Here is a 24,771-nt window from a genome sequence, read left to right on the forward strand (position 1 = left end):
CGTATGGAAAGTGAACATCTAACATTTACGGATTTTATATCTTATATATCACGAAATAAAGAGATGCTCTGGGAATATTTTATTCAGCATATTACGATGGTGGTGATCGGTCTGGGATTGGCGGTCATCATCGGAGTGCCTCTAGGCATCCTCTGTTCCAAAAATAAATGGGCAGCCAAGGTTATTTTGTTTATAACAAATATCCTTCAGGTCGTACCAAGTCTAGCTATGTTGGTGGTTCTTATGTTATGGATGGGACTTGGAACAAAAACGGTAATGGTAGGACTTTTCCTGTATTCACTGAACCCAATCACACGTAATACGTATGTTGGCTTAAAACAGGTTGATCCAAGCTATCTTGAGTCTGGAAAAGGAATTGGTATGAGTCCTCTCCAATTGCTCATGAAAGTTCGATTTCCGCTTGCACTCACTTATATCATGTCGGGTCTCCGTATTGCAGCTGTCATTGCTATTGGTGTGGTGACGATTGCTCCTCTCGTGGGGGGAGGCGGTTTGGGCCGTGAGATATATGCAGGGCTGAATAGTAATAACTCTCTTCGAATCTTCGCGGGTGCTATTCCTGCTGCAGTTCTAGCGGTTCTGGCAGATCTGGTCTTAGGAATGTTGCAGCGTAAAATGGATTTAGCAAAACGAAAGTCTGTTGGTGCTGCTCCATTACCTGCCAAGACACAAAATATGAATATATGATAGTATCAGTACTCTAAACAGGAGCTCCTTCGTATGAAGGGGCTTCTTTTATTGTTTGAAAATTCCAAAATGAATTCGTAACCCTGTGGGTATTTTCACGTATTAAGATGTGAACATGATCCGACGAAGCTCGTACGGTTTATAATATAATTTATATTCGTCAAAGGAGAACTAAATTTATCTCCATTTGCATACATGTTTAACAAAAATAGAAGTTGAGGTAATCCATCGATGAATGAACAAGTTACAGATCAAGCTGATCTATGGTATCAGGAGGCTGAACAGAAAGCAGCTCAGTATTTTGCAACATTATATGCAGAGGTTAGGGACAAAACGTACATTTCCAACCTAACAAAAGATATTCAATTGTGGAAAAAGAAACATGTTCATCGATCATGGTTATCTATTTTTTCAGGGAAGAAGAGAAAGCCAGATTCTAGAGATTATCATCGATATTTGAGCTGGCTGGATTATACAGGTAAGCTGGATGATTACTTAGATCGAAGTGTATCTTATATGTATATGAGAGATTTAGGCAAAACACTGGATTCTGAACATACACAGAATAGAGCGAAGCGATTGGTGAACGATATCAAGAAACACTTGATCTATTCCTCTAAATCTCCTTCTGATAACCAACCGAATTATATGAGTGTGTCTGGATTTTATAAATGGGCACAGAAAGAACGGGTCGAAACTGCTGCGATCTGGGTAATCGGTAAACTTAAGCATGTATCGAACCACTTGCCTAAGGAGATGAATCCGGAGCACGCTCAGCGCAAACTGATCAAAATAATCATTGGTGTTGTCATGCATGTGATTGAAGAAATGGATGAAGATACATCACCTGCGGAACGTTCTTTAAGACTTGATAAAGCTATTAGGTTAGGTTATTCCTATGGTCTTACCTATCCCTATATCGATGATCTGCTTGACTCCGGGGTTCTTACCCCACAAGAGAAAGAGCAATACTCTGAAATGATACGCACTACACTTCTCACAGGAACGGTTCCGGAACTCGGGGAATGGACTGGAGAGAACAGAGAAATGATCCAGTTCATACATTCGGAGTTACGAGATGCCTTTGAGTGTATAAAGGAGCATCAGCGACCGAATACCCAGCAAATATTCTTCGAGCAATCCTATGTGTTCTTTCAATCTCAAGATAAGGATCGAGTTAAAGATCTTTCAAATGCAAAATACACGAATGAAGAGCTGTATCTACCGGTTATTCTAAAATCTTCTTCTTCCCGCTTGATTGTCCGATCCGTTATAAGCGCTCCTACTGATGAAGGCTTTGATCACCGGACTTTCTATTACGGCATCTATAATCAATTGGCAGATGATTTTGCGGATTTGTTTGATGACATGAGAGACGAATCGGTAACACCTTATACGTATTATTTAAAATATCGAAATCAGCGAAAGGATCTAGTGAATCCCTTTGAATTATATTGGGCGGTCATTTCCCATTTGATTCATAATGTATATCAGTCAGATCATAAGGCTCGTGAAGTATTACTCGATCGTGCGATTAACGGCTTAAAACGATGTAAGGAACGGATTGGAGCTCTGAAATATAATGAAATTATGGAAGTGTTCGCATCTGGGAACCCCGAGTTCAATCGATTAATCCAGCGCATGGTTTGCAAAGCGGACGATGTAGACTTCTTTGATAAACTACTTCGTGATCAGATGGTGACTGTTCTGAAACAGGAGCAAGAAGAAAAAGAGTTCTTCTCGAATACGATCAAGACAGTTCGTGCGCAGATAAATGATTTGTTGCCAATTTCGAAACCAACGGGAATCTCTCCTATGCTAGAGCCTCTTATCGATGCTGCAAATTATAGTCTAGAAGGAGATGGCAAACGTTTAAGACCTGTATTGACCTGGTTCATGGGTGTAAATGAGTATGGTATCGATGCAGCGAAGATCGCACCACTACTTAGATCGCTAGAATTTATGCACACGGCTTCCTTGATCTTCGACGACTTGCCTTCCCAAGATAATGCACCTACACGCAGAGGACGTCCAACGCTTCATCAGGTACATAACAGCTCAACAGCGGAATTAACCGGTCTGTACCTAATTCAGAAAGCAATGGAAGAACAAGCATCTCTAAGCGGATTTGATCCTAATGCTGTTGTCGCGTTAATGAAATATTCGTCGCAAAAAGCGGGCGAGATGTGTATGGGGCAGGCAATGGATTTGCAATCCAAAGGAAAAGCGCTGACACTTGAACAATTAAACATGATCTGCTATTACAAAACAGGGATCGCTTTTGAAGCATCACTTGTCATGCCTGCTATACTTGCTCAAGTTCCGGAGTTGGAAATTTCAATATTGAAAAAGTTTGCCTATCATGCAGGCATAGCCTTTCAGATAAAGGATGACTTGCTTGATTTAGAAGGAGATCTGAATCTGCTGGGCAAACCTACCGGTCAAGATATCGAGAATAACACTTCGTCATTTGTAACCATTCTGGGACAGGAAGGCGCAAGTAAAGAAATGTGGGAACATTATTGCCAAGCGATGGACGCTTTGAAGGAAATGCCGAGGAATATTTCATTTCTGAAGCATTTATTGAATTATCTCATTAATCGAGATTGGTAAAAAACAAAGGACCTCTTCAGCTAGTTGTGAAGAGGTCCTATTTTGTCATATAGCCTAACCGTGTGTTCGATTCTTACTTATATAACTCAGCGATCATACTTTTCATCACAGATGCTGATTTATTGAGCGCTTCGCGCTCCGTATCATTAAGATCAATTTCAAGGACCTCTTTGATACCTTTCCGGTTGATAATTGCTGGATTACTTAAATATAGATCGTTTTGCCCGTATTGTCCTTCCATAAGACAGGATACAGGTAAAATACTGTTTTCATCCGCAAATATCGCCTTAGTAATCCGTGTTAAACACATACCGATTCCGTAATATGTCGCACCTTTACGTTCAATGATATGATAAGCTGCATCCCGTACATTGATAAATATATTATCGAGATCGGACTGTTTAATGTTTTTCTGTTCAACGATTTTGTCTAAATCTTCAATCCCTATCGTTGCTTTCGACCATACAGGAACCTCGCTATCCCCGTGCTCGCCAATGATCGCAGCATGAACATTTCGCGCATCAACGCCAAGGAACTCTCCGAGCATAACCCGGAAACGTGCACTATCCAGCGTTGTGCCTGAACCGATAACGCGCTCTTTTGGAAGACCGCTCTCTTTCCATACGACATAAGTCATAATATCTACGGGATTAGATGCAATTAGAAAAATTCCATTAAACCCACTTGCCATGATGCTTTGTACAATGCTCCGCATAACCTTGGCGTTTTTCTCGAGCAGTTGTAAACGGGTCTCACTCGCATCTTTCTGCGGTACGCCTGCGGTGATGACTACTAAATCTGCATTCTTACAGTCAGCATAGGTGCCAGCAGTTACGCGTGTTGGTGTGGTGGCAAATGCCATACCATGTTGTAAATCCATCGCTTCACCCTCGGCACGTTTTTCGTTAAGATCGATCAAAGTTAATTCTTCAGCAATGCCTTGATTAATCATTGAATAAGCATAGCTGCATCCAACTGCACCTGTACCTATTAACACAACTCGACTAATTTTGTTATTCATCTATTCGTCCTCCTCAATAAATAATCAGATTTACTATTCCCACAATCAAAAGGAATATAATGCTGATTTTGATGGTGAATTTAAAGAGCTCATTCTCACGGCCAGTTAACCCTACTGCCGCGGCAGCAACTGCGACGGATTGCGGCGAGATCATTTTTGCCATGTCTCCACCAATGACGTTCGCAGCAACCATTGTGGCGGGTTCGATCCCAATTTGTGTAGCAGTAACCGACTGCAGTGGCGCAAATAATGAGCCGCTGTTTACAACCGATCCAGTCAAGAATACGCCGATCCATCCAAGGATTGGAGAGAATAAAGGGAACAATCCTTGGGTTGATGCAAATGCCAATCCTAAAGTTGATGACATCCCAGAGTAATTACAGATATACGCAAATGCTAAGACGCTACAAATTGTAATGATTGGAAATAGCAATTCCTTAACTGTATCCGCCGCTGACTCTTTAACGATTTTTCCTGGTATACGGAAAATTAAAATCGTTAACAATGCGGCTAGAACAATCGCTGTAACCGTTGAGGAGAATAAATCTAAATTGAACACGGCTGCGTATGGTGTCTCTTCAGTAACGATCGGAGGATGCTTAATGATTTGATTGTGTACGCCTGGTATAGGCATTTTTATAATCAAATTATTAAAGGTAACCTGGGAGAACAGAATCACTAATGCGGTCAGAATGATAAAAGGAAGCCATGCAAATGCAACCTTTTTCAGATCACTCTTGTAACCACCTTTTTCGCGAACAACCATGAAGATCGTTAAAGCGATCAAGCTTATGCTTGCTGCCAAAATATCAACCAATACGGCTCCGATCAGATTCAAAGTGATGTATTGAACCCCTGCAAAAACCCCGCCACATATTAAAGTAGCTAGCCATGTCTCTTTAATGCCACGAAATCCATCGACTAGAAACACGAGCAAAAAGGCAATGACAAGACTGATTGCTGGAATAATATATGAGGTGTAAGCAGCGACATCTAGTGGAGACAAGTCAGTTAATGCGGCTGGTGTAGTAACGGGTATACCCATAGCGCCGTATGATCCACCTGCAATGTTTGCGACCAAGCACAATCCGGCTGCTTGTAATGGTTTAAACCCTAAGCCAATCAATATTACAGCAGTAATAGCGACCGGTGCACCGAATCCTGCTGCCCCCTCCAAGAATGCCCCGAAACAGTACGCAACAAGCAGAACTTGAATTCGCTTATCTGGAGTTATGGATGTGATACTGTCTTTGATGATCTCGAATTTTCCTGTTTTGACAGTTAGCTTGTACAAAAATATTGCGGCCAACACAATGGCAGCAACAGGCCAAATCCCAGCCAAAACTCCATATAAACCTGTTCCAATCACCTTAGATACGGGCATCCCATAAACGAATGTGGCAATAACTCCAGCAACGACTATACTTAATATCCCTGCAATATGTCCTTTGAGTTTAAGGATTGTTAATGCAACGATAAAAAATAAGATGGGGATTGCTGCCATTAAAGCAGATAACCAGATGTTGTTCATAGGGTCATACGATTGATTCCAAATCATCGGCTTGTCCACCTCACACAAAATAAAATACCGTACCAATGAAAGTACGGTAGTAGTATGTGAAGGCTAGTTTGTTTTATGCACGTTTGGTGATTTTTCGGAAAAAAAGTCAACCGCAGTTATTCAATGCCGGCACGAAGAATTTGAACGAAGTTCTCTGCCGCTATGGATAAATGCATATCAAGGCGTACCGCAAAACCGATGCTTCGAGGTGGGAGAGAATCTTCTATATGTAGTTCAAACAGCTTTCCTTGGTCAAGTTCTTGCTGTACAAAAGAGCGGCTGATAAAAGCAGCACCATAACCTAATCTCGCAAACTCCGCTAATAGATCTATGCTCCCCAATTCAATATCAGGCTTAACGCTTAATCCTTTAGCTGCAAACCATTGCTCGATAAATATTCTTGTGCTGCTTCCCTCTGAAAGGAAAATTAAAGGTAACTCAGCAAGTTCATTGGCTGTAAGCGAACGATTAGCCATTCCTTTATATGTTTCACCCACGACAAAACAATCTTCTAATACAGCTAAGGTTTGAATATTCAATTGCGAATCATGAACAGGCAGGTGGAGAAGGGCGCAGTCGATTTCTCCTGCTTTTAATCGCTGTGTGATATCGGGTGTTTTTCCATGTGACAGCCGGATCCGTATTCCCGGATATTTACGATGAAACGCATTAAGATGAGGTAGCAGGAGATGTTTGATTAGCGAATCACTTGCGCCGATTCGGATTTCTCCTTCTGTTAATTGTTTAAGATTTTGAAGATGTATTTGAGCGGACTCAAGCATGCCAAATGATTGCTCGACATACTCAAACAGCGCGAGGCCTTCCTCTGTTAACTCGACCCCTTTAGATAATCGGTGGAACAGTTTAAGTTCCATAGCTTCTTCCATCTGTTTAATGGCATAGCTTACAGAAGGTTGAGTGATGTGTAATTCCTTAGCTGCTTTGGTTAAATTTCGATGACGGGCTGTATGTAAAAATATTCGATACCATTCCAAATTGATCATATGTCATAGACCACCTTTATACCAAAATAACAAAAATCCAATTTCACTTATTTCATATATCTCATTATAATCGAGATATATCATTAATACCAAGGAGTTGGACTACAAGATGGTCAATCAACCCGATTTAGAAGCTCGTTCCCCGTGGTCAACAAATAACGATAAACAAATGGTGAAGATCAATCCTCCGAAGGCAGTTATCAATGGGAAAATTCGAGTTCCAGGGAGTAAAAGCCTAACAAATCGAGCACTGATCATTGCTGCATTAGCAGAAGGAAGATCTCAAATAAACGGAATATTGAAAAGTGATGACTCTTATTGGTGTATAGATGTATTACGGAAGCTAGGTGTGGAAGTGGAGGTTGAAGGAGAGACGGCTTATATCCAAGGTTCCGCAGGGAATTGGCTAAACCCATCTGGTGAGCTATATGTAGGAAGCGCAGGTACGATCGCACGTTTCTTACCAGGAGCACTAGCAGTAGGAAAGGGATCATGGTCTCTGACTGGAAGTAAGCGAATGAGTGAACGGCCGATTGCACCTTTGTTGCAATCACTTATCACGCTTGGTACGGATATTACATTCAATCAGGCAGAGGGCTGTTTGCCACTCACGATTAGAGCAGACGGACTGCGTGGTGGTGAGGTAACGCTTCCTGGTTCTACTTCCAGTCAATTTATTAGCGGGCTACTTATTTCAGCTCCTTATGCCAAAGAGCAAGTAGTCTTACACATTGACGGAGAAGTTGTACAAAGGGATTATGTTCAAATGACACTTGATATGATGAGTTCATTTGGTATCACAGCGAAAGTCTCACAGGATGGTCAGACGATCTATATTCCTACAGGAAGGTACCAAGCTCAATCTGTCCTTCTCGAACCAGATGTCTCAACTTGTTGTTATTTCTGGGCTCTGGCCGCACTTACAGCCGGTTGTGTTCGGATTGAGGGGATCTCTGCTGATAGCACAAGCCAACCCGACATTGAAATGTTAAATACATTAGAATTAATGGGATGCACCGTTCTTCGAGGTGAAAACTTTGTGGAAGTGCAAGGTGTGAAGCAGTTAAAAGGCGGATTTACAATCAGCATGAAGAAATGGTCTGATCAAACCCTAACAATTGCAGCCATGGCGCCATTCGCTGATGGACCAATTACGTTAACAGATGCGGCTCATATTCGGCATCATGAATGTGATCGGATCTCCGCAATATGTGCTGAGTTAACCAAGCTTGGCCTACATGTCGAAGAGCATCACGATGGTCTGACCATTTATCCTGGTCAGCCTGTAGCCACATTGTTAGATTCTTATGATGATCATCGCATGGCGATGGCTCTATCCTTAATTGGGATGAAGGTAGAGAACATAGGTATTATGGACCCTGGGTGTGTATCCAAGACATGTCCTAATTATTTTGAACAATTGTCGCAGCTAGGCGTAGAAATTAAATACTAGGTGAGGAGTGCTATAATATGTCAGGTAATTCATTCGGTGAAATGTTTAAAATAACAACCTTCGGGGAATCTCATGGTGCAGCGGTGGGGGTCATCGTGGACGGAGTAACGCCTGGAGTTGAAATTGACGAATCGTATATTCAAATACAGATGGATCGGAGAAAACCAGGTCAGTCTTCCGTAACATCTCCACGTAAGGAATATGACATTGTCCAAATATTATCAGGAGTATACGAAGGGAAGACGACGGGAACTCCACTCTCAGTCATTCTTTATAATCATGATATGAGACCGGAAGCTTATAATGATATCCAGCACTCCTTCCGGCCCGGACATGCAGATTATACGTATTTACAGAAATATGGAATTCGCGACCCGCGGGGAAGTGGACGTGCATCGGGAAGAGAGACAGCGGCCAGAGTTGCGGGAGGTGCTATAGCTCGAAAGTTATTAGAGCAAAGAGGGGTACAAGTGCTTGCTTTCACTCGGGAGATCGGAGGGATCAAGTGTGAAACTTTTGATGAAGAAGTTATTGAACATAATGCGGTTCGAGCCTGTGATCCTGTGGCAGCAGCAAAAATGATTGAAAAGATTGAAAATCTAGCCGCGATTGGAGATAGCTGCGGAGGCATAGTTGAATGCCATATTCGAGGAGTTGATCCGGGTCTGGGTGAGCCGGCATTCGATAAGTTGGATGCTGAACTGGCAAAGGCCATGCTTTCCATTGGTGCAGTCAAAGGGATCGAGTTTGGAGCGGGGTTCTCAGCGGCATCGATGCTTGGCAGCGAGCATAATGATGAAATGAACAGTGGAGGTTTTCTAAGTAATCATTCAGGTGGAATTATTGGGGGAATCAGTACAGGACAGGACATCGTATTCCGAATCAGTGTTAAACCGACATCTTCTATTTCTGTTGCTCAGAGAACGATTAATGTAAACGGAGAGGAACAGGAGATTAAGACAGTAGGTAGACATGATCCTTGCATTTGCCCGAGAATTGTTCCCGTTGTTGAAGCGATGGCTTGTTTGGTCCTGGAAGATCACTATAAACGCCAAGCAGCTATGCATGCATAGATAAGAATAAGATCAAAGCCTGATTTATCAGGCTTTTTTTGTTCTCTCGATAAGATCATGGTTGCTTTGGCTAATATCTGTTTGATTACAAACGATTTTGATGTTGCTTCTAATAATAGAATTATATAAATGATCGTTTTCTACTAGATGAATTAACCTCTTTTGGATGTCTATAACATTGACGCTACCTATACGTATCGTTTAATATTACCTCTGTACTTCAATGCAAAAAAGCAAAAAAGCAAAAAAGCAAAAAAGCGTGAAAGTATCAAAGCGAAAAATGTTATACATCTAAGACATAGTATAAGGAGCTCTTACATCATGAACCGCCAACTTAGTTTCTCAAAAAGTATGTTTCTAATCATTTTTATTCTGGCCTTATTATTTGTATCCATCTTTCTATTAAAAGCGGAACCGCATATTCCGCTTCTCGCCACAACTGTCGGTACTGCGACATTATTACGCTTGTTCGGCTTTTCGTGGAAAAAGATCGAATCTGCAATTATTCAAGGTATTCAAACGGCTATTATGCCGATTCTCATCCTATCACTCATTGGTATTCTCATTGCGGTATGGATGATGAGTGGAACTGTACCGACAATTTTATACTATGGAATGGATTATATTGAACCGAATTATTTTGCTGTCAGCGCACTATATGTAACGATAATCGTTTCGATGTTTACGGGAAGCTCCTTCACGACAGTTAGTACAGTCGGTGTCGCTCTCATGGGGATTGCATTAACAACGGGGATATCTCCAACTCTGGCTGCTGGGGCCGTTGTCTGTGGTGCTTGTTTCGGTGACAAAATGTCTCCATTATCCGATACAACGAATTTTGCTCCCGCAGTTACCGGCATATCTTTGTTCACGCATATTAGAAACATGATGTACACAACGGTTCCAGCCCTTATTTTGACAACTATTTTTTTCTTGCTTGTTCCTCAGAGCAATAATATCGATTTGTCATCAATTTATCCGATCAAAGTGGCTCTAGATCAAGGGTTTCAGATCCATTGGTTAACATTGATATCACCACTAGCTGTTATTGTATGTTCTTTCAAGCGCATACCAATCCTTCCGACATTAGTAGTCGGTATCGTTACGGGTCTTCTAGTGACTGCTCTTGTTCAACATCAGACGGCTATCGATGTCTGGTTCAGCGCAATGCAGAACGGATACAAGAGCTCGATTGCCAATGAAACCGTGGCTTCCATCGTCAATCGTGGTGGATTACAATCGATGATGGGATCTGTATCACTGATCTTAATTGCTCTATCATTAGGAGGGCTCTTACAGCATTGTGGAGTAATCGAAGCGTTCTTCCGGAGTATTATTCAACCATTGAAGAGAAAGAGCAGCATTGTTATGATGACTGGAGCATCATCTATTGCTGTGAATGGCATGACAGGAGAACAGTATCTATCGATTCTTTTGCCAGGCCAGATGTTTAAAGATGAATATACTCGAAGAAATATCCCAGCTAAGACGTTATCAAGAACTTTAGAAGATTGCGGTACGCTCGTTAATCCGTTAATTCCTTGGGGGGTTAGTGGGGTGTTCTTCGCCACTACACTTGGTGTGCCAGTCATTGAATATGCTGCATTTGCAACTTTTCTGTGGTTATGCCCGCTATTTACATTTGCGTATGCATTAATACCTCAATTACAGCGATATTCGCTTGGAGAGAAAGAATAGCGTCAATTAAAACGGATCTATAATATCTTAAGTCTTGTCTCCTAATTAATTAGGGGCAAGGCTTTTTTATTGTTTATATGATTGTATTGAATCGCATCTCTAAATAAAAAATCCCTCAAAAAGAAGAGGGATGAGGACGATTGATATCATGTTTAGCTTGAGCTGTGCTTTCTATTTTTATAGTAACCATGTCCACGGGACACTTTCCTATACTTGTAATCCGAAGATGAGCCTTTACGACGTGAAAAAACGTTACTGCTGGATCTTTTTCCATAATGTTTAGCGGAGCTGCTGTAATGCTTTCGTCCATGACTGTGAGAAGAGGAGTGAAGAAACTTATTGATTAATTTTTTCAACACTATAAACATCCTCCTTTCTTGATTGCAGTTATTTCTTGTGTTGTAATCGGATATTAACATAGAAGAATCTGCTGAATCAAATGGTTTGGGAGCTGTATTGAGTATCGTAATCAAGATCAAGCTTTCGCAGATCATCCATGAAATGTTTAGAACTCTTATAAGGTTCTCGCAGGTTCAGCAAGTGTTCGAGAATTTCCCGTATTTGGGATGACAGATCGAGTTCTTCTTGCCAGCTCCGCTCCATTGATTCGTTGATATCAGCATCTGGATCAAAGACAGAGTACAACATAAACAACATAAAATGCCCTATATCCTGAAGGTCGGATAGTTCCTCGGAGGTTTTATATGCTCCTGAAGATAAAGTGCTTCTATCTTTAAACCAAGTGCGTGCTGACTTCTTGAGGGGGGAAGGTTCACCAATCCTTCGAGCCAAGCCAAAATCAATAAGATGAATTACACCGTTCTTAAACAAAACATTAGGGATCCGCAAATCAAGATGCACGTAACCTTTGGTGTGAATGTATAAAACAATCTCCATCAGTTGTATTGTTATCTTTACACACTTGTGTTCACTAAATTTAATCTTTTGTTCAAATATTAATTCCTCAAGGGTATCACCGCTTACATAAGACATAACCAGATAGGTATGACGCTTTTCAGTGAAGAGATCCTTATATGCGGGAATTTGAGGATGCTTAAGTGATTTTAAAATTACAGCCTCACGGGTCAGCAATTGTCTTGCGTCTTTGCCCTTACTCGCTCTTGCCTGTTTAACAGCTACAATATCACCGCTATTGTTATCAATACATTTATAAGTTAGTCCATAGCTTCCTTCACCAATGAGCTCTTGAACGACATATCGATTCCCAAGCACCGTCTTTGTCTCAGCCGGATAATCCCGCCAAGCGGTAATAAAGGAGCTCAGAGAAAACAAAAAGCGCATATCGACTTATATCTCCCCTTTGATATTTCGATTTCAGCCTAATTATAAGTGTTTTAATTGGATTATACGAATATGTTGTTATTCACGATTTCAAATGTTGGGTTGATCAAAAAGTAGTTGATTTCTGTACGACTACAGCAAATTTTAGAAAAAGTCTTTATCCGACCAAAGTTTTTATATATAATAGGAATCATAAATGCGATGAAGAGAAGAGTAGATAAAGAATTTCCTTATTCAGAGAACTCCGGTAGCTGCGAAGGAGTAAAGGACCCCTTATCGAACAAAGCCTCTGAGCAGCACATCGGAAACATAATGTAGATGGTGTGCCAGGAGCTCCTGTTACAGAGCTAGAGTATATGCATGTAAGATTCATGCCGTACTCGATGAGGCTTATATGGCGACATATTAGCAAATTTGGGGTGGTACCACGAGTATTCAAATCTCGTCCCTAAGACCAAGGTCTTGGGGGTGGGATTTTTTTGTAATCATCTTTACATGAATTGCTGCAATAATGTAAGAAAAGAACACCATTTCATACGGCTTGAATAGTTATCTAGAGAAGCATATTACATGATCCTTTTTCCTTAGGGTGGATCAGTAATTATGCTGAATGCATAATGCCATTATTGAAGGGATTGGAATAACAATGACAGAAAAGCTTAAAGTAGGTATTGTTGGTGGAACAGGTATGGTGGGGCAACGATTTGTTCAGTTGCTGGATGGACACCCTTGGTTTGAAGTAACAGCGATTGCAGCAAGCAAAAATTCTGCAGGCAGAACATATGAAGAATCAGTACAAGGCAGATGGAAGATGCCAAATCCTATTCCTGAAAGCGTGAAAAGTATCATCGTTCAGGATGCTTCGAAAGTGGAAGAAGTAGCGGCTGGAGTTGACTTTATCTTCTGCGCTGTAGATATGAAGAAGGATGAAATTAAAGCATTAGAAGAAGCCTATGCCAAAACAGAAACACCGGTCATTTCCAATAACTCAGCTCATCGCTGGACACCAGATGTTCCTATGGTTACTCCGGAGATTAATCCAGAACATATTGAAGTTATCGCCGCACAAAAGAAACGTCTTGGAACAACTAGAGGATTTATTGCGGTTAAACCTAACTGTTCTATTCAAAGCTATGTTCCAGCACTGCATGCATTGCTTGACTATAAACCGACCCAAGTGGTTGCATCGACGTATCAGGCGATATCTGGTGCAGGTAAGAACTTTACGGATTGGCCGGAGATGCTTGACAATGTGATCCCGTATATTGGTGGCGAGGAAGAGAAGAGTGAGCAAGAGCCACTGCGTATCTGGGGTAGCGTAGAGAATGGTGAAATTGTGAAGGCTAGTGCACCAGTGATTACAACGCAATGTATTCGCGTTCCTGTAACTGACGGTCACTTAGCGACTGTGTTTGTATCGTTCGAGAACAAACCTTCGAAAGAAGAGATCATCGAGCGCTGGAATCAATTTAAAGGCAGACCACAAGAGCTTGAGCTACCAAGTGCACCGAAGCAATTCATAACGTATTTTGAAGAAGAAAACCGCCCACAGACGAAACTAGATCGTGATATTGAAAACGGTATGGGCGTTTCGGTAGGCAGATTGCGTGAAGATTCCATTTACGATTATAAATTTGTAGGGTTGTCGCACAATACTTTGCGTGGAGCGGCCGGCGGTGCTGTCCTGATTGCAGAACTGCTGAAAGCTGAAGGATATATTCAAGCGAAGTAAACATACACATTTATATATTTCAAAGCCGATTTTCTGATTAGAGAAAATCGGCTTTTGTTTGTGAATCCATTGAGTAACCTCATTTCATTTGAAATACAGAAATGAAGTGTTTGATAATGTATATCCTCTATTTTCCCCGAGCATAGTAAAGACGAACTGTACTTAGGAAGGGAGGTTAGTTTCTATGAATGTCCAAAGAGCACAACAAATAGCATCTTCTCCCTTTATGGCGAATGTCATGTGTGAGGGAACACCGATCTATATTCAACATGTGGACGAGCAGAAAGAAACGGCACGCATTTATGCGCTGAACAATCCCGAAGATGAGCGGGAAGTGCCTTTGTATACATTAACAGAACAAGATTAAACGAGGTCGTTGTGAAATGTGATAGATAACAAAAAAAAGGAACTGGTTAATGTCCAGTTCCTTTTTTGTTATTTATCTTACCAAGCCATTCGATGGTTGTTTATCTCTCCATATCATCGTAATGAGTAGACCAATAAACATAATGACAGCAGCAAAGAGGTACGGATAGTTGATGTTTATATCAAACAACATACCACCTAGAGCGGGTCCGGCAATATTTCCTAAGCTTGTATAAGTCGAGTTCATTCCAGCGACGAAACCTTGTTCTTGGTCTGCTGTCTTAGATAGAAATGTCGTCAGGGCAGGACGCAATAGATCGAACGCTAAGAATATAAAAGTAGTGACTAGCAAAACGGCCAAATAGCTATTGATCATGGTGGATGCTACTGCAAAAGCGACACCAGCAATTAAGCAAATTTGGATGAGTCTTTTTTCGCCGAGTTTATCAACCATTTTACCGAATAGAAAGACTTGTACAACAACCCCAACGATCGAGCTTATCGTAATAATGGTGGCAATATCTCGTGGAGTGAAGCCAAACTTATCATCTGAATACAGACTAAATACCGTTTCATAAGCAGATAAACCAAATGCCAGTACAAAAACAATAATAAAGGCAATGATATAAATCGGTTGAAGCGAGCGTTTTAGGTCACTTATAAAGCTGGTATCTTTTTTAAGATTCGAAATTTCTGAGAGCTGCTCTTTGGTTAAAGGCTCCTTCAAAATAAACAGGGATGAAATACATGTTAAAAACGCGAAGCCTGCAGCAAAGTAGAATGGTGCACGTATACCTAATTCAGCAATAAAACCGCCGATACCTGGTCCAATGATAAAGCCGATACTAATCGCGGCTGAAACATATCCCATTGCTTTAGGTCGTTCTTTAGTCGAGGTAATATCTGCGACATAGGCAGTAACACCAGGCATGATAAATGCACCACTAATACCACCTAAAATTCTGGAAATATATAGTACGGAGACATGCGTCCCTAAACCAAAGATCACTTCAGATATACTAAATAGGAATAGACCGATTACAATCATTTTCTTTCTGCCGTAACGGTCGATCCATCTTCCCGCCAGCGGGGACATGATTAATTGTGCCAATGCAAAGATGGCCATCAAGTAACCCATGGTTTGTCCTGATAAATGCATAATATTCTTAAAGGAAGGCATTACAGGGACGATAAGTCCAACGCCTAGAAATACAATGAATATATTGCTAAGCAGAATGAGTAAGACTGTTTTTTGTTCTTTTAATGGTTTCTTCATGAAGCAAGACCTCTCTTTTGTAAATTCATAGCTGCGAAATACCTCTCCAAAATACGGTCCATGAGGCATTAAGTTTGTCGTTTAAACGTTTGTCATCATTCCCATATGCGAGTTCTAGCATAATCGAATCAACTACGCCTAAGAATGCTAGTGTAGGGATTGAGGGATCGTCCTTCATGATGACGTTGGCATTGATCCAATCTTGGAATTTGCCTTCAAGAACGGTTTGGATTTTATGTTCCGTATCTATGACTGCTTCATCAATCGCTGAAGCTAAATGAAGCGGAGGGAAGAATGTCATACGGAGCCAAAACTTTAAATACTCGTTCTTTTGAAATAGATCAATGACCAATTGCAGATATCCTAATAAGTCTGTATGGGGATGATAAGCATCTACTTTACTCAAATATTGTAGTTTCGAAGAGAGTTCGGTTTCTTTAGCCTCTTGTAATACTTGCAGAAAAAGATCATCTTTTCCTTTGAAATGAGAGTATAAAGATTGTTTCTTCATTCCGACTTCTTCAGCAATTTGAGACAGGGATGCACCTTCATACCCATGGATTGTAAAATACTTCAAAGCGATATCTTTAATTTCTTTACTTTTCAGTTGTAATCACCTCAATTGTTTACGAACGTTCGTCAGTTATATTATCATTTTTTAGTGAAAGTGTAAATTGGTATCGGAAATTAATATTCGAGAGGAAGGATCATGATGTACGAGCTGAATAAACAAGATTTTGATATGGTTATGCCACTTCTAGAAACGGGATTTATTCAACCAGAGGTTCTATCTATTATTCAAGGGAACAATCCAGGTTGGATATTTGTTGATTGTAAAATTGGATGTAAGACAGCTTTAGTATGGAGTCAAGGTATGCAAGGCTTTTATTTAATAGGAGATGAGAGTAATCATGAATGTCTGCAGCATCTCAATCAGTACATAACCGATCATCTTTCTTCTCGAATGAAATCGAAAGGACTTTTTTATTTTGAGATATCAGGAAGTTCAGATAAGTGGAAGCTTGATAACATCTTTGCTGAGAGAGAGCTGTCTCATTGGGTTCAGTATGTCTTCAAATATTTTAAAAATGAGAAGTTATTAGTATCCCATATTGATGGATACGATATTATTCCCGTAGTAATCGATGAGTTTCTTGCCGCGGATCTACAAAACAAACAATTATTTATGAATGCTATTGATTTATTTTGGGGGAGTGTGGATGATTTTCGGTCCATGGGTATTGGATATATCGCATTACATGGAAATGAAGTCGTAAGTGTTTGCTATACAAGTTTTATTACAAATGATACACGAGCAATAGGGATAGAAACGAAACCGGAACACCAACATAAAGGACTTGGTCGCCAACTGGCTGCTAGAGTTGTTAATACAATTATAGATCAAGGGTCCATCCCCTACTGGGACTGCACGTCAGATAACGAAGGATCGAAAAGAATAGCAGAGAAATTAGGGTTTGTTCGGGACTATCAATACAGCTGTGTAGGATTTCCGATATAAGAAAGAAGAAGGATATCTAACGTTAATACAATTAACTATACATATAACCGCAGTTTAGTGTAATCTTTAGGGGAGAGCCAAAATCTGTCATGTAATTTTTAACAGTAAAGCCTGAAAGGAATTCATCTCTATGTTTAGTAACTTACTGTTGAACTTCTTATATCTGCTCTTTCCCGTAGTTGTATTCTTAATTTTCTTCGAAAATAGACCCTATTCGTATAGTAAAAAGATACTGGTCTTATTATCGGCAGTTGCAATGAGTCTGTGCATGATCATGCCCATTAGATTAGAAATTGGATTCTTCTTTGATTTAAGGTATATACCGTTTATCATTGTGGCTCTGTTTGGAGGGTATAAGAATGTTATTCCGTTATATGTCGTATTAAATATCCTTCGATTTTATGTGGGCGGGGAAGGGATCTTTCAATCTTTTCTATTTTCAACAGCCGTTCTGCTTATCGTACCGTTATTCAATAAAAAGTTTATGAAGTTAAGTTCGAAAGGTCGGATCATAACTGCGACGGTAATTTCTTTTATTACAATGGGATGTTACCTGATTATGTTAAGTTATATTATTGATCATTTTGACTGGCAGATCTGGATCCTTTCTATTAATGCATTAACGACAAATACAGTGATGATGGTCATCCTTATGATGTTAATCGAGAAGATCATTACGAATATTGAAAATCGTGAACGAATTATACAATCCGATCGATTGAATGTGGTCAGTGAACTTGCGGCCAGTGTCTCCCATGAAATCAGAAATCCGCTTACGGTAACGAATGGTTTTCTACAGTTATTAAAAAAGTCCAACTCCTTAACAGAGCAGGAGAAAAGATATATCGAATTATCTTTACAGGAGCTAGAACGGGCTGAAAAAATAGTTAGTGATTATCTTTCTTTTGCCAAGCCACAAACAGTAAACATGGTGCTCTCCAATATGAGTACCGAATTAGAGTATACGAAAAGTGTCATTATGCCTTATGCTTCCATACATAATGTAGAAGTGGAGTTTCGATTTAACAATTCACTTAGTACAAGTTATGACCGGAACCAAATTCAACAATGCCTCATTAATTTGTACAAAAACGGCATTGAAGCGATGAGAGAAAAAGGTGGCGGTACGCTAACGATCGATATTTCGGAATGTAAGCATAATATTATGATTCGCATTCAAGACACCGGAATAGGGATGACCAAGGAAGAGATATCCCGCCTTGGGAAACCGTATTATTCTACAAAAGAAGAAGGCACGGGTCTTGGAATGCTCATGATCTATAGTACGATCAATAAAGTGAAGGGACGGATTGAGGTTCATAGTGAGAAGGGGGAGGGAACGACTTTCCTATTAACCATCCCTGCATCTTTGAACGTTAGTTGAATATGAAATAATATTATACATAACAATGATCGTGAAAAGGCTAGAGGGGTGCAAGAATCGCACATGTCATCTAGCCTTTCTTAGACTTCTCTTTTGCCTGAATTTTATGGTTGCTCTACAGGCAAATTGATGATGAATTTATAAATGTTTTTAAAGTGATGGAGCGTCAAAGTCCCTCCATGCAACTCAATAATGTTTCTAGCAATAGATAGGCCTAAGCCAGCACCTGTTTGAATACCTCCACAAGTTCGCGAATGGTCAACTTTATAAAAACGTTCGAAAAGTTTTTTTTCTTGTTCTTTCGTAACTGGGGTTCCTTTGTTTTCGACCTCAATAATAATATTCTGATTATCGGCCCTCATGGCAATACGAACGGTTCCCGGTTTTACGGAGTACTTAAGGGCGTTCATTAACAGGTTATCGATAGATCTGGCAATCTTTTCGCTGTCAACGAGCGTTATAACAGGAGAATCTCCAATCTCTTTAACAATGTTGATGCCATTCTCTTGTGCAATCGGTTCAAATTCAAAAAGCAATTGGTCGAGAAGTTGGAATAGATCGATTTTTCGCAGGTCCAAACGGGTCTCAATCGAAGTTAGCCGGGTATATTCAAACAGACCATCAAGCATCTTCTTTAAGTGAATTGCTTTGTTATAAGTGTTTTGGACGAATCGCGAATATTCATCCTCGTTCTGGAATGAATTTGTTCTTAAGAGTTCTATATAACCAATAATACTTGTAAGAGGTGTTCGCAAGTCATGTGAAATGCTCGTTATCATTTCCATCTTGGTGTTTTCTAACTCTCGTTCTTTTGCGATCTGCTGCTGTAAACGTTCCGCCATGAGATTAATATTAAACGCAACTCGTCCAAGCTCATCTTGTCGATCAACAGATACCCGATAGTTCAAATCACCCTCAGATATGATTTCAAGTCCGCGTTCCAAATGGATTAAATCTTTGACGATTTGTCTTGTTAAGAAGAAAAAAGTAAGTATAAAGATACCGATATACAAGGGTGTAATTAGATAAGGAAAGAAATTGAGGAACCAACTCCGATCCATTACCCTACCAACCTTTAAGAAAAGTAAAATAAGGATATCATTTATCGCAACCGCAATAACGAAACTTAACCCCATTCTCAATAAAATGTTAACCTGAATTCTTTTAGATTTTTTTGGCTTTTGTATATGTTCAGTCAATTTTATAGCCCACTCCCCAAACCGTTTTGATATATCGGGGTTCTCTTGGTGATTCTTCAATTTTTTCACGTAAATTTCGGATATGAACCATCACTGTATTATCTGAATACCCGTATGGTTCTTTCCATACACTTTCATATATTTTATCCGTACTAAATACTTGTCCAGGGTGGCTTGCTAGCAATTCTAAAATTGAAAACTCAAGCGGGGTAAGAGATATATTTTTCCCTTTCAACGTGACAGTATGTTTAGATTTATCAATAATAAGATCCTTGATAAGGATTAGTGAATTGTATTCTTCTTTTCCGATCAGTGATTGTCGCCGTAATTGTGCTTTAACTCGTGCAAGCAATTCCAAAGGATTAAACGGTTTAATCATATAATCATCTGCCCCGGTAGTTAGACCTGTAATTTTATCAATATCTTCTTCCTTGGCCGACAACATGATGATTGGAGCGTTTGATATTTCTCTTATTTTTAGGCAAGCATGGATACCATCCATTCTTGGCATCATTACATCCAGAATGATTAGATCAATAGATGTTGAACTCACTGCATCTAGCGCCTCCAGACCGTCTACAGCCTCTACGACATGGTACCCTTCATTGCGCAAATATACGTGAATGACATCTCGAATCTCTGGATCGTCATCTACGACAAGTACTGTTTTCATTTAATGCTGCTCCTTTGCTATAGATTAAAGCTATGGCTAAATGTTAAGATGTGGTGAGTTAGTGTCTCTCGGTTAAATTAAAGCGTCTCCCTCTTGCGACAGGTATATACAAAAGCTGGAGGGAAATTAAAAGGCACGAATTCGATTTTTTCAATGATTAAATCTTCAGAGAATTTTTTTTTCATTTGAAGAGAGTATTGAAATGCGACAAAAATACCTCCTGGTTTCAGTGCTTCAACAATCTGATTCATTAACGTATCCCGCATTTCACTTGTGAAATTAAAGAATGGCAATCCGCTAATGATACAGTCAAGCGAACCGATGCCCTCCTGGTTCATTTTTTTAACCAATTGACAAGCATTTGAATGACATGTGAAGTCTGGATAATCTGTCCTCAATTTATTTCTCATTTTCTTATCTCTTTCAAACAATAACACTTTTGTGGGACCCGATAACTGCGCTTTTATAAGGCTTGTGATAGCACCTGTACCTGATCCAAGCTCAGCGACTGCCTTAACTTCATTCCACGGTACAGACTGAAGCATTTTAGTTGCTAGAAAACGAGAACTAGGTAAAACACTTCCGACTCGTTGTGGATTGATAAGAAAACCTCTCAAAAAAAGTAATGATTCATTGATATTCATCTATTGTTCCCCCATCAAACTATAGTCTCTAGATATCTGCCGATCGTAAAAAATGCCACGGTCCATAATAAAGCGCTGAAATAGGATATCAGAGCAAATTTCTTGAATCTGACCCCGCTTAATCCAACAAGTAAAGGCATAATATATCGAACAATCGGTATGCATAACCCAAAACACATGGCTAGTTCTCCCTGCTGAATAAACATCTTTTCTGCTTTATGAAAGCTGTGATTACTTTGGAATTTTGTTCTTATCTTTAACCCGAAGAACCTGCCAGCAAAATAAGATAGCGTAATCGCGGTTAAAAGGCCGGTTAGAATGAAAATATAAGTTTTCCATGGATCTAATACATCCGCATTACTCAAAATCCCTCCTGTAATTATTGTTATTTCATTTGGAACTGGGATCCCAAATGGACCTAGTGAAAATGCTAAGAAAAAAGCCAGATAGCCGTATTGCTCAACTAACTGTATGACCGTATTACTTATCATGTTGTGACTCCTCATTGATTTCTTCAGTATGATGGTAATGAAAAAATCTGAGGATTCTACGAGGATAAATCTAAAGAAAATCTGAAGATAACTATATGTGTGAGATATATTGCCAAAAGAGGACAAATTACAGTGTTAACACTCTAACAATGTAAAAGGGGGAATGAAGCGATGTTTCTTTATAAAAAGGCTAAGTTAAGGTTGTTTATTGTCTTAATTGTTATGTTGATGGTATTTGTAATTGGATGTGAAGCAAAATCGATAGATAAGGGAGCAGATGGTTTAGAGGAAGCCACAAATGTTGAAGTTGTAGAAGTTGCTTTAAAACAAACAGAGAAATCATCAGCACAAGTCTTAAGTGAACTAGCTAATCAACAGTTTTCAATTAATAATGATGAGATTAGTGATGATGATTACGAAACGATTGTAGCCTTTGGAGAAGCTTTCGTGAATTTGTATACCGGGGCTGTTCCAGAACAAACAACCGTTACATTCGATAACTATATCTCAAATGTAAATCTTCATAAATTCACAAGTATTATGCTCGGTTTGGAACAAAGAAGAGAACTAAAAGGGGGGATAGGTGTAAATTTCAGTTTAGATAATGAGTTTCAAGAAGCAGAGCTAACGAAACTGGATGAGAATCTATACTATCTAAGCTTACCTTTTTCTAACCAAGGGTCTGGAATGAATTGCAAACTGTTGGTTCAATCTGAAAACAAATTATTAAAAATTGTTGATCTGTATTTTGGAAACAAAGATGGTGTTGATACTTTTGCTACCGGTCACCCAGCGGTTAGAAAACTAGACAATCCTAAATTATGGGATGACCAAACTTGGGTTGACGGTGTGTTTGAAAAGCTAAAAGAATATGAATAACATTTGCATCAACAGGCCGCCTAGTAGAAGAAATAATTAGTAGATCCATTGAAGAAGATGATATAAAAGATCAAAAAACCTCCGCTTAAAGCTAATTGTACTTATTAGCTTTAGCGGAGGTTTTACTATGATCTTAACCGTGTTATTAACGATGAAATATACTTCACACTCAAGTCTCTAACAAGATTTTCCCTGTAAGGGACAAATCAAACCCTGGAATCGAACGAAGTTCTTTCTTAAAGGTGTCCGATTGCATAATTTGCAAAAGGGTGGGAATCCAAGTCTGGCTCCATGTTGTTTTAAGGATTACAAGATCATAACGTTCCTGAACCAGAGGGATAAAATCAATTTTTCCTACAATAGATGCTGTTTTCTCAATGCCTATACCAACGTCGGCTTCACCTGTAGCGACTTTCGTCGCCACTCCGAGATGATTTGTCTGTATATGATCATAGCCGTTAAGATGATCTGGCTTAATTCCGTGAAGGCGAAGTTGTTCATCAAGCAATACTCTTGCACCTGATCCCTTTTCCCGATTTACGAATCGCAGACCTGAGCGACTTAAATCGGACCACCCCTTTAGAGCGAAAGGATTACCCGGCTGGACATACAGCCCTGCATTTCTGGATAGCAGATTGACGACCACGTAGGAAGATCCAACGAGTAGCTTTCGAATATATGGAAGGTTGTATTCTCCGGTATCTCCATCTAAGAGGTGGGTGCTTACGATATCAGACTCGCCTTTGTACATGGAAATTAGGCTGTCGAGACTACCGACAAACGAACGCAAAGGTCGAATAGTGGGGATTGCCTGCTCCATATGGTTAGCCAGAATATCTAAGCTAATGTCATGGCCAGTTATTACGAGTGGGCGATTCGTACTAACGGATGTCGACGTTTGGGGAGCTACTGGCGAATGAACTTCTACAGCTTGACCCGGTACTGGCACCATTCTACTCCGTTGTTTGTACGCCTCCAGATCAGCGGCGTCCACTCGCATTTGCTTGCCGACCCGATAAGAGGATAGTTCACCTTTTTTGATCAGATCATATACGGTTAGTTTTGATATTTTTAAGAGTTTGGCGATTTCCTCAGTTGTATAAGACATGTCATTGGAATTGGACATATCATGATCCTCCCGGATAACTGTAAAAGTTGGTTAACATGTAAAACTAATTATAACACAATTGAACGAAAGCAGGTGCTGCGACTATAATCGGATGAGGTGAAGTGTTGTGAATAGTTGTGTTTAATTATACATAGATATAATTAGACATAATTAGTATAATAATATTTGCTGTATAAGTATAATAGCTATGTCTAGTTATAACTGATTATATTTTGGGGGAGAATTTATGTTTAAAAAAGCAAAGATTGGTATGGTTTTATCATCTATATTAGCCTTGACATTAGTCATATCAGGCTGTGGAACGGCAACAACCGATAATACCGAATCTCAAAATGCTCAAACGGTCGAATTGACCGTATCTGCGGCAGCAAGCATGACAGATGCTCTCAAGGAAATTCAGATGGCATATGAGACGAAATATCCAAATATCAAATTGAATTTTAACTTTGGCGCATCTGGTGCATTACAGCAGCAGATTGAGCAGGGTGCACCGGCTGACTTGTTCCTATCTGCCGCAACCAAGAACATGAAAGCACTCGTGGACAAACAACTTATTGATGCAAATCAGCAGAAAAATGTATTAAGCAACGAACTGGTAGCTGTTGTTTCTACTGATGGGCAAGCAGTAGTTGAAGGTTTTGCCGACTTGTCCAATTCCAATGTGAAGAACATTGCAATCGGTATTCCTGAAAGTGTACCCGCCGGAGGCTACGCAAAAGAAGCACTCACAAGCGTCAATCTTTGGGACTCACTGCAGTCTAAAATGGTTCAGGCAAAAGATGTGAGGCAGGTTCTTCAATATGTTGAAACGGGAAATTCTGATGTTGGGTTTGTCTATAGAACAGATGCATTAACCTCGGATAAAGTAAAAATCGCTTTCGCTGTAGATCCCAACACCTATACATCGGTTGAATACCCGATTGGAATTGTGAAAGCGACGAAGCATAGTAAAGAAGCAGAAGATTTTTACACCTATCTGCAGACTCAAGAAGCGCTGGATGTTTTTATAAAGTACGGATTTTCCGTTCTAAAATGATTGTGGCGAT

General features: G+C 39.9%; 22 protein-coding genes and 1 other annotated feature. Of the genes, 11 read left to right on the forward strand and 11 right to left on the reverse strand.

Going from position 1 to position 24,771, the window contains the following annotated elements:
* Window positions 1–3 precede the first annotated feature (3 nt).
* Together ACFQV5_RS13275 and ACFQV5_RS13280 are read left to right on the forward strand one after the other, a co-directional pair.
* Complete coding sequence (locus ACFQV5_RS13275) at window positions 4–708, forward strand: ABC transporter permease (protein WP_379247513.1); 705 nt, start codon at window positions 4–6, stop codon at window positions 706–708.
* A gap of 231 nt (window positions 709–939) precedes the next feature.
* Window positions 940–3,321 (forward strand): polyprenyl synthetase family protein, encoded by a 2,382-nt coding sequence (locus tag ACFQV5_RS13280; RefSeq protein WP_379247515.1) that lies wholly within the window; start codon window positions 940–942, stop codon window positions 3,319–3,321.
* 73 nt (window positions 3,322–3,394) lie between these two features.
* Here ACFQV5_RS13280 and ACFQV5_RS13285 read toward each other — a convergent pair whose 3' ends face one another.
* The 3 genes from ACFQV5_RS13285 to ACFQV5_RS13295 all read right to left on the reverse strand — a co-directional run bounded on the left by ACFQV5_RS13285 (window position 3,395) and on the right by ACFQV5_RS13295 (window position 6,907).
* A complete protein-coding gene (locus tag ACFQV5_RS13285) occupies window positions 3,395–4,342 on the reverse strand; it encodes an L-lactate dehydrogenase (protein WP_379247517.1) in 948 nt (315 codons plus the stop codon).
* 13 nt (window positions 4,343–4,355) lie between these two features.
* Window positions 4,356–5,900, reverse strand: coding sequence for an L-lactate permease (locus tag ACFQV5_RS13290; RefSeq protein ID WP_379247519.1), 1,545 nt, complete (start codon window positions 5,898–5,900; stop codon window positions 4,356–4,358).
* Between the two features lie 119 nt (window positions 5,901–6,019).
* Entirely contained in the window at window positions 6,020–6,907 is an 888-nt protein-coding gene (locus ACFQV5_RS13295; RefSeq protein ID WP_379247522.1) for a LysR family transcriptional regulator, read from the reverse strand.
* Between the two features lie 109 nt (window positions 6,908–7,016).
* On the opposite strand from ACFQV5_RS13295, the gene aroA reads away from it, so the two are divergent.
* From aroA to nhaC, 3 genes are all read left to right on the forward strand, one after another.
* Window positions 7,017–8,360, forward strand: coding sequence for a 3-phosphoshikimate 1-carboxyvinyltransferase (gene aroA / locus ACFQV5_RS13300; RefSeq protein WP_379247524.1), 1,344 nt, complete (start codon window positions 7,017–7,019; stop codon window positions 8,358–8,360).
* A 17-nt stretch (window positions 8,361–8,377) separates the two neighbouring features.
* Window positions 8,378–9,433 carry a chorismate synthase gene (gene aroC, locus ACFQV5_RS13305; protein WP_379247526.1) on the forward strand — a complete coding sequence of 352 codons (1,056 nt, stop codon included), beginning with the start codon at window positions 8,378–8,380 and terminating at the stop codon, window positions 9,431–9,433.
* 321 nt (window positions 9,434–9,754) lie between these two features.
* A complete protein-coding gene (gene nhaC, locus ACFQV5_RS13310) occupies window positions 9,755–11,131 on the forward strand; it encodes a Na+/H+ antiporter NhaC (RefSeq protein ID WP_379247528.1) in 1,377 nt (458 codons plus the stop codon).
* A gap of 435 nt (window positions 11,132–11,566) precedes the next feature.
* Here nhaC and ACFQV5_RS13315 read toward each other — a convergent pair whose 3' ends face one another.
* A complete protein-coding gene (locus ACFQV5_RS13315) occupies window positions 11,567–12,433 on the reverse strand; it encodes a serine/threonine-protein kinase (RefSeq protein WP_379247530.1) in 867 nt (288 codons plus the stop codon).
* Between the two features lie 192 nt (window positions 12,434–12,625).
* Window positions 12,626–12,886: a binding site (T-box leader), on the forward strand.
* Window positions 12,887–13,079: 193 nt separating this feature from the next.
* Here ACFQV5_RS13315 and asd point away from each other — a divergent pair.
* Together asd and ACFQV5_RS13325 are read left to right on the forward strand one after the other, a co-directional pair.
* A complete protein-coding gene (gene asd, locus ACFQV5_RS13320; RefSeq protein ID WP_379247592.1) occupies window positions 13,080–14,165 on the forward strand; it encodes an aspartate-semialdehyde dehydrogenase in 1,086 nt (361 codons plus the stop codon).
* Window positions 14,166–14,349: 184 nt separating this feature from the next.
* On the forward strand, window positions 14,350–14,532 hold the full coding sequence (locus ACFQV5_RS13325) for an H-type small acid-soluble spore protein (RefSeq protein ID WP_379247532.1): 183 nt from the start codon (window positions 14,350–14,352) through the stop codon (window positions 14,530–14,532).
* Window positions 14,533–14,604: 72 nt separating this feature from the next.
* On the opposite strand, the gene ACFQV5_RS13330 is transcribed toward ACFQV5_RS13325, so the two are convergent.
* Both ACFQV5_RS13330 and ACFQV5_RS13335 read right to left on the reverse strand, forming a co-directional pair.
* Entirely contained in the window at window positions 14,605–15,807 is a 1,203-nt protein-coding gene (locus tag ACFQV5_RS13330; RefSeq protein ID WP_379247534.1) for an MFS transporter, read from the reverse strand.
* Window positions 15,808–15,832: 25 nt separating this feature from the next.
* Window positions 15,833–16,384, reverse strand: coding sequence for a TetR/AcrR family transcriptional regulator (locus ACFQV5_RS13335; RefSeq protein ID WP_379247536.1), 552 nt, complete (start codon window positions 16,382–16,384; stop codon window positions 15,833–15,835).
* Window positions 16,385–16,516: 132 nt separating this feature from the next.
* Here ACFQV5_RS13335 and ACFQV5_RS13340 point away from each other — a divergent pair, with 132 nt between their 5' ends.
* Entirely contained in the window at window positions 16,517–17,326 is an 810-nt protein-coding gene (locus ACFQV5_RS13340) for a GNAT family N-acetyltransferase (protein ID WP_379247538.1), read from the forward strand.
* Between the two features lie 268 nt (window positions 17,327–17,594).
* Window positions 17,595–18,710 carry an ATP-binding protein gene (locus ACFQV5_RS13345; RefSeq protein ID WP_483874801.1) on the forward strand — a complete coding sequence of 372 codons (1,116 nt, stop codon included), beginning with the start codon at window positions 17,595–17,597 and terminating at the stop codon, window positions 18,708–18,710.
* 104 nt (window positions 18,711–18,814) lie between these two features.
* Here ACFQV5_RS13345 and ACFQV5_RS13350 read toward each other — a convergent pair whose 3' ends face one another.
* The 4 genes from ACFQV5_RS13350 to ACFQV5_RS13365 form a co-directional block, all read right to left on the reverse strand.
* Entirely contained in the window at window positions 18,815–19,909 is a 1,095-nt protein-coding gene (locus ACFQV5_RS13350; protein WP_379247542.1) for a sensor histidine kinase, read from the reverse strand.
* Complete coding sequence (locus ACFQV5_RS13355) at window positions 19,902–20,582, reverse strand: response regulator (RefSeq protein WP_379247544.1); 681 nt, start codon at window positions 20,580–20,582, stop codon at window positions 19,902–19,904. The genes ACFQV5_RS13350 and ACFQV5_RS13355 overlap by 8 nt, the downstream gene beginning before the upstream one ends.
* Window positions 20,583–20,659: 77 nt before the next feature.
* Entirely contained in the window at window positions 20,660–21,226 is a 567-nt protein-coding gene (locus tag ACFQV5_RS13360) for a class I SAM-dependent methyltransferase (protein WP_379247546.1), read from the reverse strand.
* Between the two features lie 14 nt (window positions 21,227–21,240).
* Window positions 21,241–21,717, reverse strand: a complete 477-nt coding sequence (locus tag ACFQV5_RS13365) for a DedA family protein (RefSeq protein ID WP_379247548.1) — start codon at window positions 21,715–21,717, stop codon at window positions 21,241–21,243.
* Between the two features lie 171 nt (window positions 21,718–21,888).
* On the opposite strand from ACFQV5_RS13365, the gene ACFQV5_RS13370 reads away from it, so the two are divergent.
* Window positions 21,889–22,596 (forward strand): hypothetical protein, encoded by a 708-nt coding sequence (locus ACFQV5_RS13370; RefSeq protein WP_379247550.1) that lies wholly within the window; start codon window positions 21,889–21,891, stop codon window positions 22,594–22,596.
* Window positions 22,597–22,765: 169 nt separating this feature from the next.
* On the opposite strand, the gene ACFQV5_RS13375 is transcribed toward ACFQV5_RS13370, so the two are convergent.
* A complete protein-coding gene (locus ACFQV5_RS13375; RefSeq protein WP_379247552.1) occupies window positions 22,766–23,722 on the reverse strand; it encodes a substrate-binding domain-containing protein in 957 nt (318 codons plus the stop codon).
* Between the two features lie 229 nt (window positions 23,723–23,951).
* Here ACFQV5_RS13375 and modA point away from each other — a divergent pair, with 229 nt between their 5' ends.
* Window positions 23,952–24,761, forward strand: coding sequence for a molybdate ABC transporter substrate-binding protein (gene modA, locus ACFQV5_RS13380; protein ID WP_379247554.1), 810 nt, complete (start codon window positions 23,952–23,954; stop codon window positions 24,759–24,761).
* Window positions 24,762–24,771 lie beyond the last annotated feature (10 nt).

Origin of the sequence: Paenibacillus sp. GCM10028914 (genome assembly GCF_042666275.1) — a bacterium.
Classification (GTDB): Bacteria; Bacillota; Bacilli; order Paenibacillales; family Paenibacillaceae; genus Paenibacillus_AQ.

Bases quoted from the DNA above. Each gene is read 5' to 3' on its own strand.
- ACFQV5_RS13275 (WP_379247513.1), top strand. From the start codon at position 4: ATGGAAAGTGAACATCTAACATTTACGGATTTTATATCTTATATATCA.
- ACFQV5_RS13280 (WP_379247515.1), top strand. From the start codon at position 940: ATGAATGAACAAGTTACAGATCAAGCTGATCTATGGTATCAGGAGGCT.
- ACFQV5_RS13285 (WP_379247517.1), bottom strand. From the start codon at position 4,342: ATGAATAACAAAATTAGTCGAGTTGTGTTAATAGGTACAGGTGCAGTT.
- ACFQV5_RS13290 (WP_379247519.1), bottom strand. From the start codon at position 5,900: ATGATTTGGAATCAATCGTATGACCCTATGAACAACATCTGGTTATCT.
- ACFQV5_RS13295 (WP_379247522.1), bottom strand. From the start codon at position 6,907: ATGATCAATTTGGAATGGTATCGAATATTTTTACATACAGCCCGTCAT.
- aroA (WP_379247524.1), top strand. From the start codon at position 7,017: ATGGTCAATCAACCCGATTTAGAAGCTCGTTCCCCGTGGTCAACAAAT.
- aroC (WP_379247526.1), top strand. From the start codon at position 8,378: ATGTCAGGTAATTCATTCGGTGAAATGTTTAAAATAACAACCTTCGGG.
- nhaC (WP_379247528.1), top strand. From the start codon at position 9,755: ATGAACCGCCAACTTAGTTTCTCAAAAAGTATGTTTCTAATCATTTTT.
- ACFQV5_RS13315 (WP_379247530.1), bottom strand. From the start codon at position 12,433: ATGCGCTTTTTGTTTTCTCTGAGCTCCTTTATTACCGCTTGGCGGGAT.
- asd (WP_379247592.1), top strand. From the start codon at position 13,080: ATGACAGAAAAGCTTAAAGTAGGTATTGTTGGTGGAACAGGTATGGTG.
- ACFQV5_RS13325 (WP_379247532.1), top strand. From the start codon at position 14,350: ATGAATGTCCAAAGAGCACAACAAATAGCATCTTCTCCCTTTATGGCG.
- ACFQV5_RS13330 (WP_379247534.1), bottom strand. From the start codon at position 15,807: ATGAAGAAACCATTAAAAGAACAAAAAACAGTCTTACTCATTCTGCTT.
- ACFQV5_RS13340 (WP_379247538.1), top strand. From the start codon at position 16,517: ATGATGTACGAGCTGAATAAACAAGATTTTGATATGGTTATGCCACTT.
- ACFQV5_RS13345 (WP_483874801.1), top strand. From the start codon at position 17,595: ATGATCATGCCCATTAGATTAGAAATTGGATTCTTCTTTGATTTAAGG.
- ACFQV5_RS13355 (WP_379247544.1), bottom strand. From the start codon at position 20,582: ATGAAAACAGTACTTGTCGTAGATGACGATCCAGAGATTCGAGATGTC.
- ACFQV5_RS13360 (WP_379247546.1), bottom strand. From the start codon at position 21,226: ATGAATATCAATGAATCATTACTTTTTTTGAGAGGTTTTCTTATCAAT.
- ACFQV5_RS13365 (WP_379247548.1), bottom strand. From the start codon at position 21,717: ATGATAAGTAATACGGTCATACAGTTAGTTGAGCAATACGGCTATCTG.
- ACFQV5_RS13370 (WP_379247550.1), top strand. From the start codon at position 21,889: ATGTTTCTTTATAAAAAGGCTAAGTTAAGGTTGTTTATTGTCTTAATT.
- ACFQV5_RS13375 (WP_379247552.1), bottom strand. From the start codon at position 23,722: ATGTCCAATTCCAATGACATGTCTTATACAACTGAGGAAATCGCCAAA.
- modA (WP_379247554.1), top strand. From the start codon at position 23,952: ATGTTTAAAAAAGCAAAGATTGGTATGGTTTTATCATCTATATTAGCC.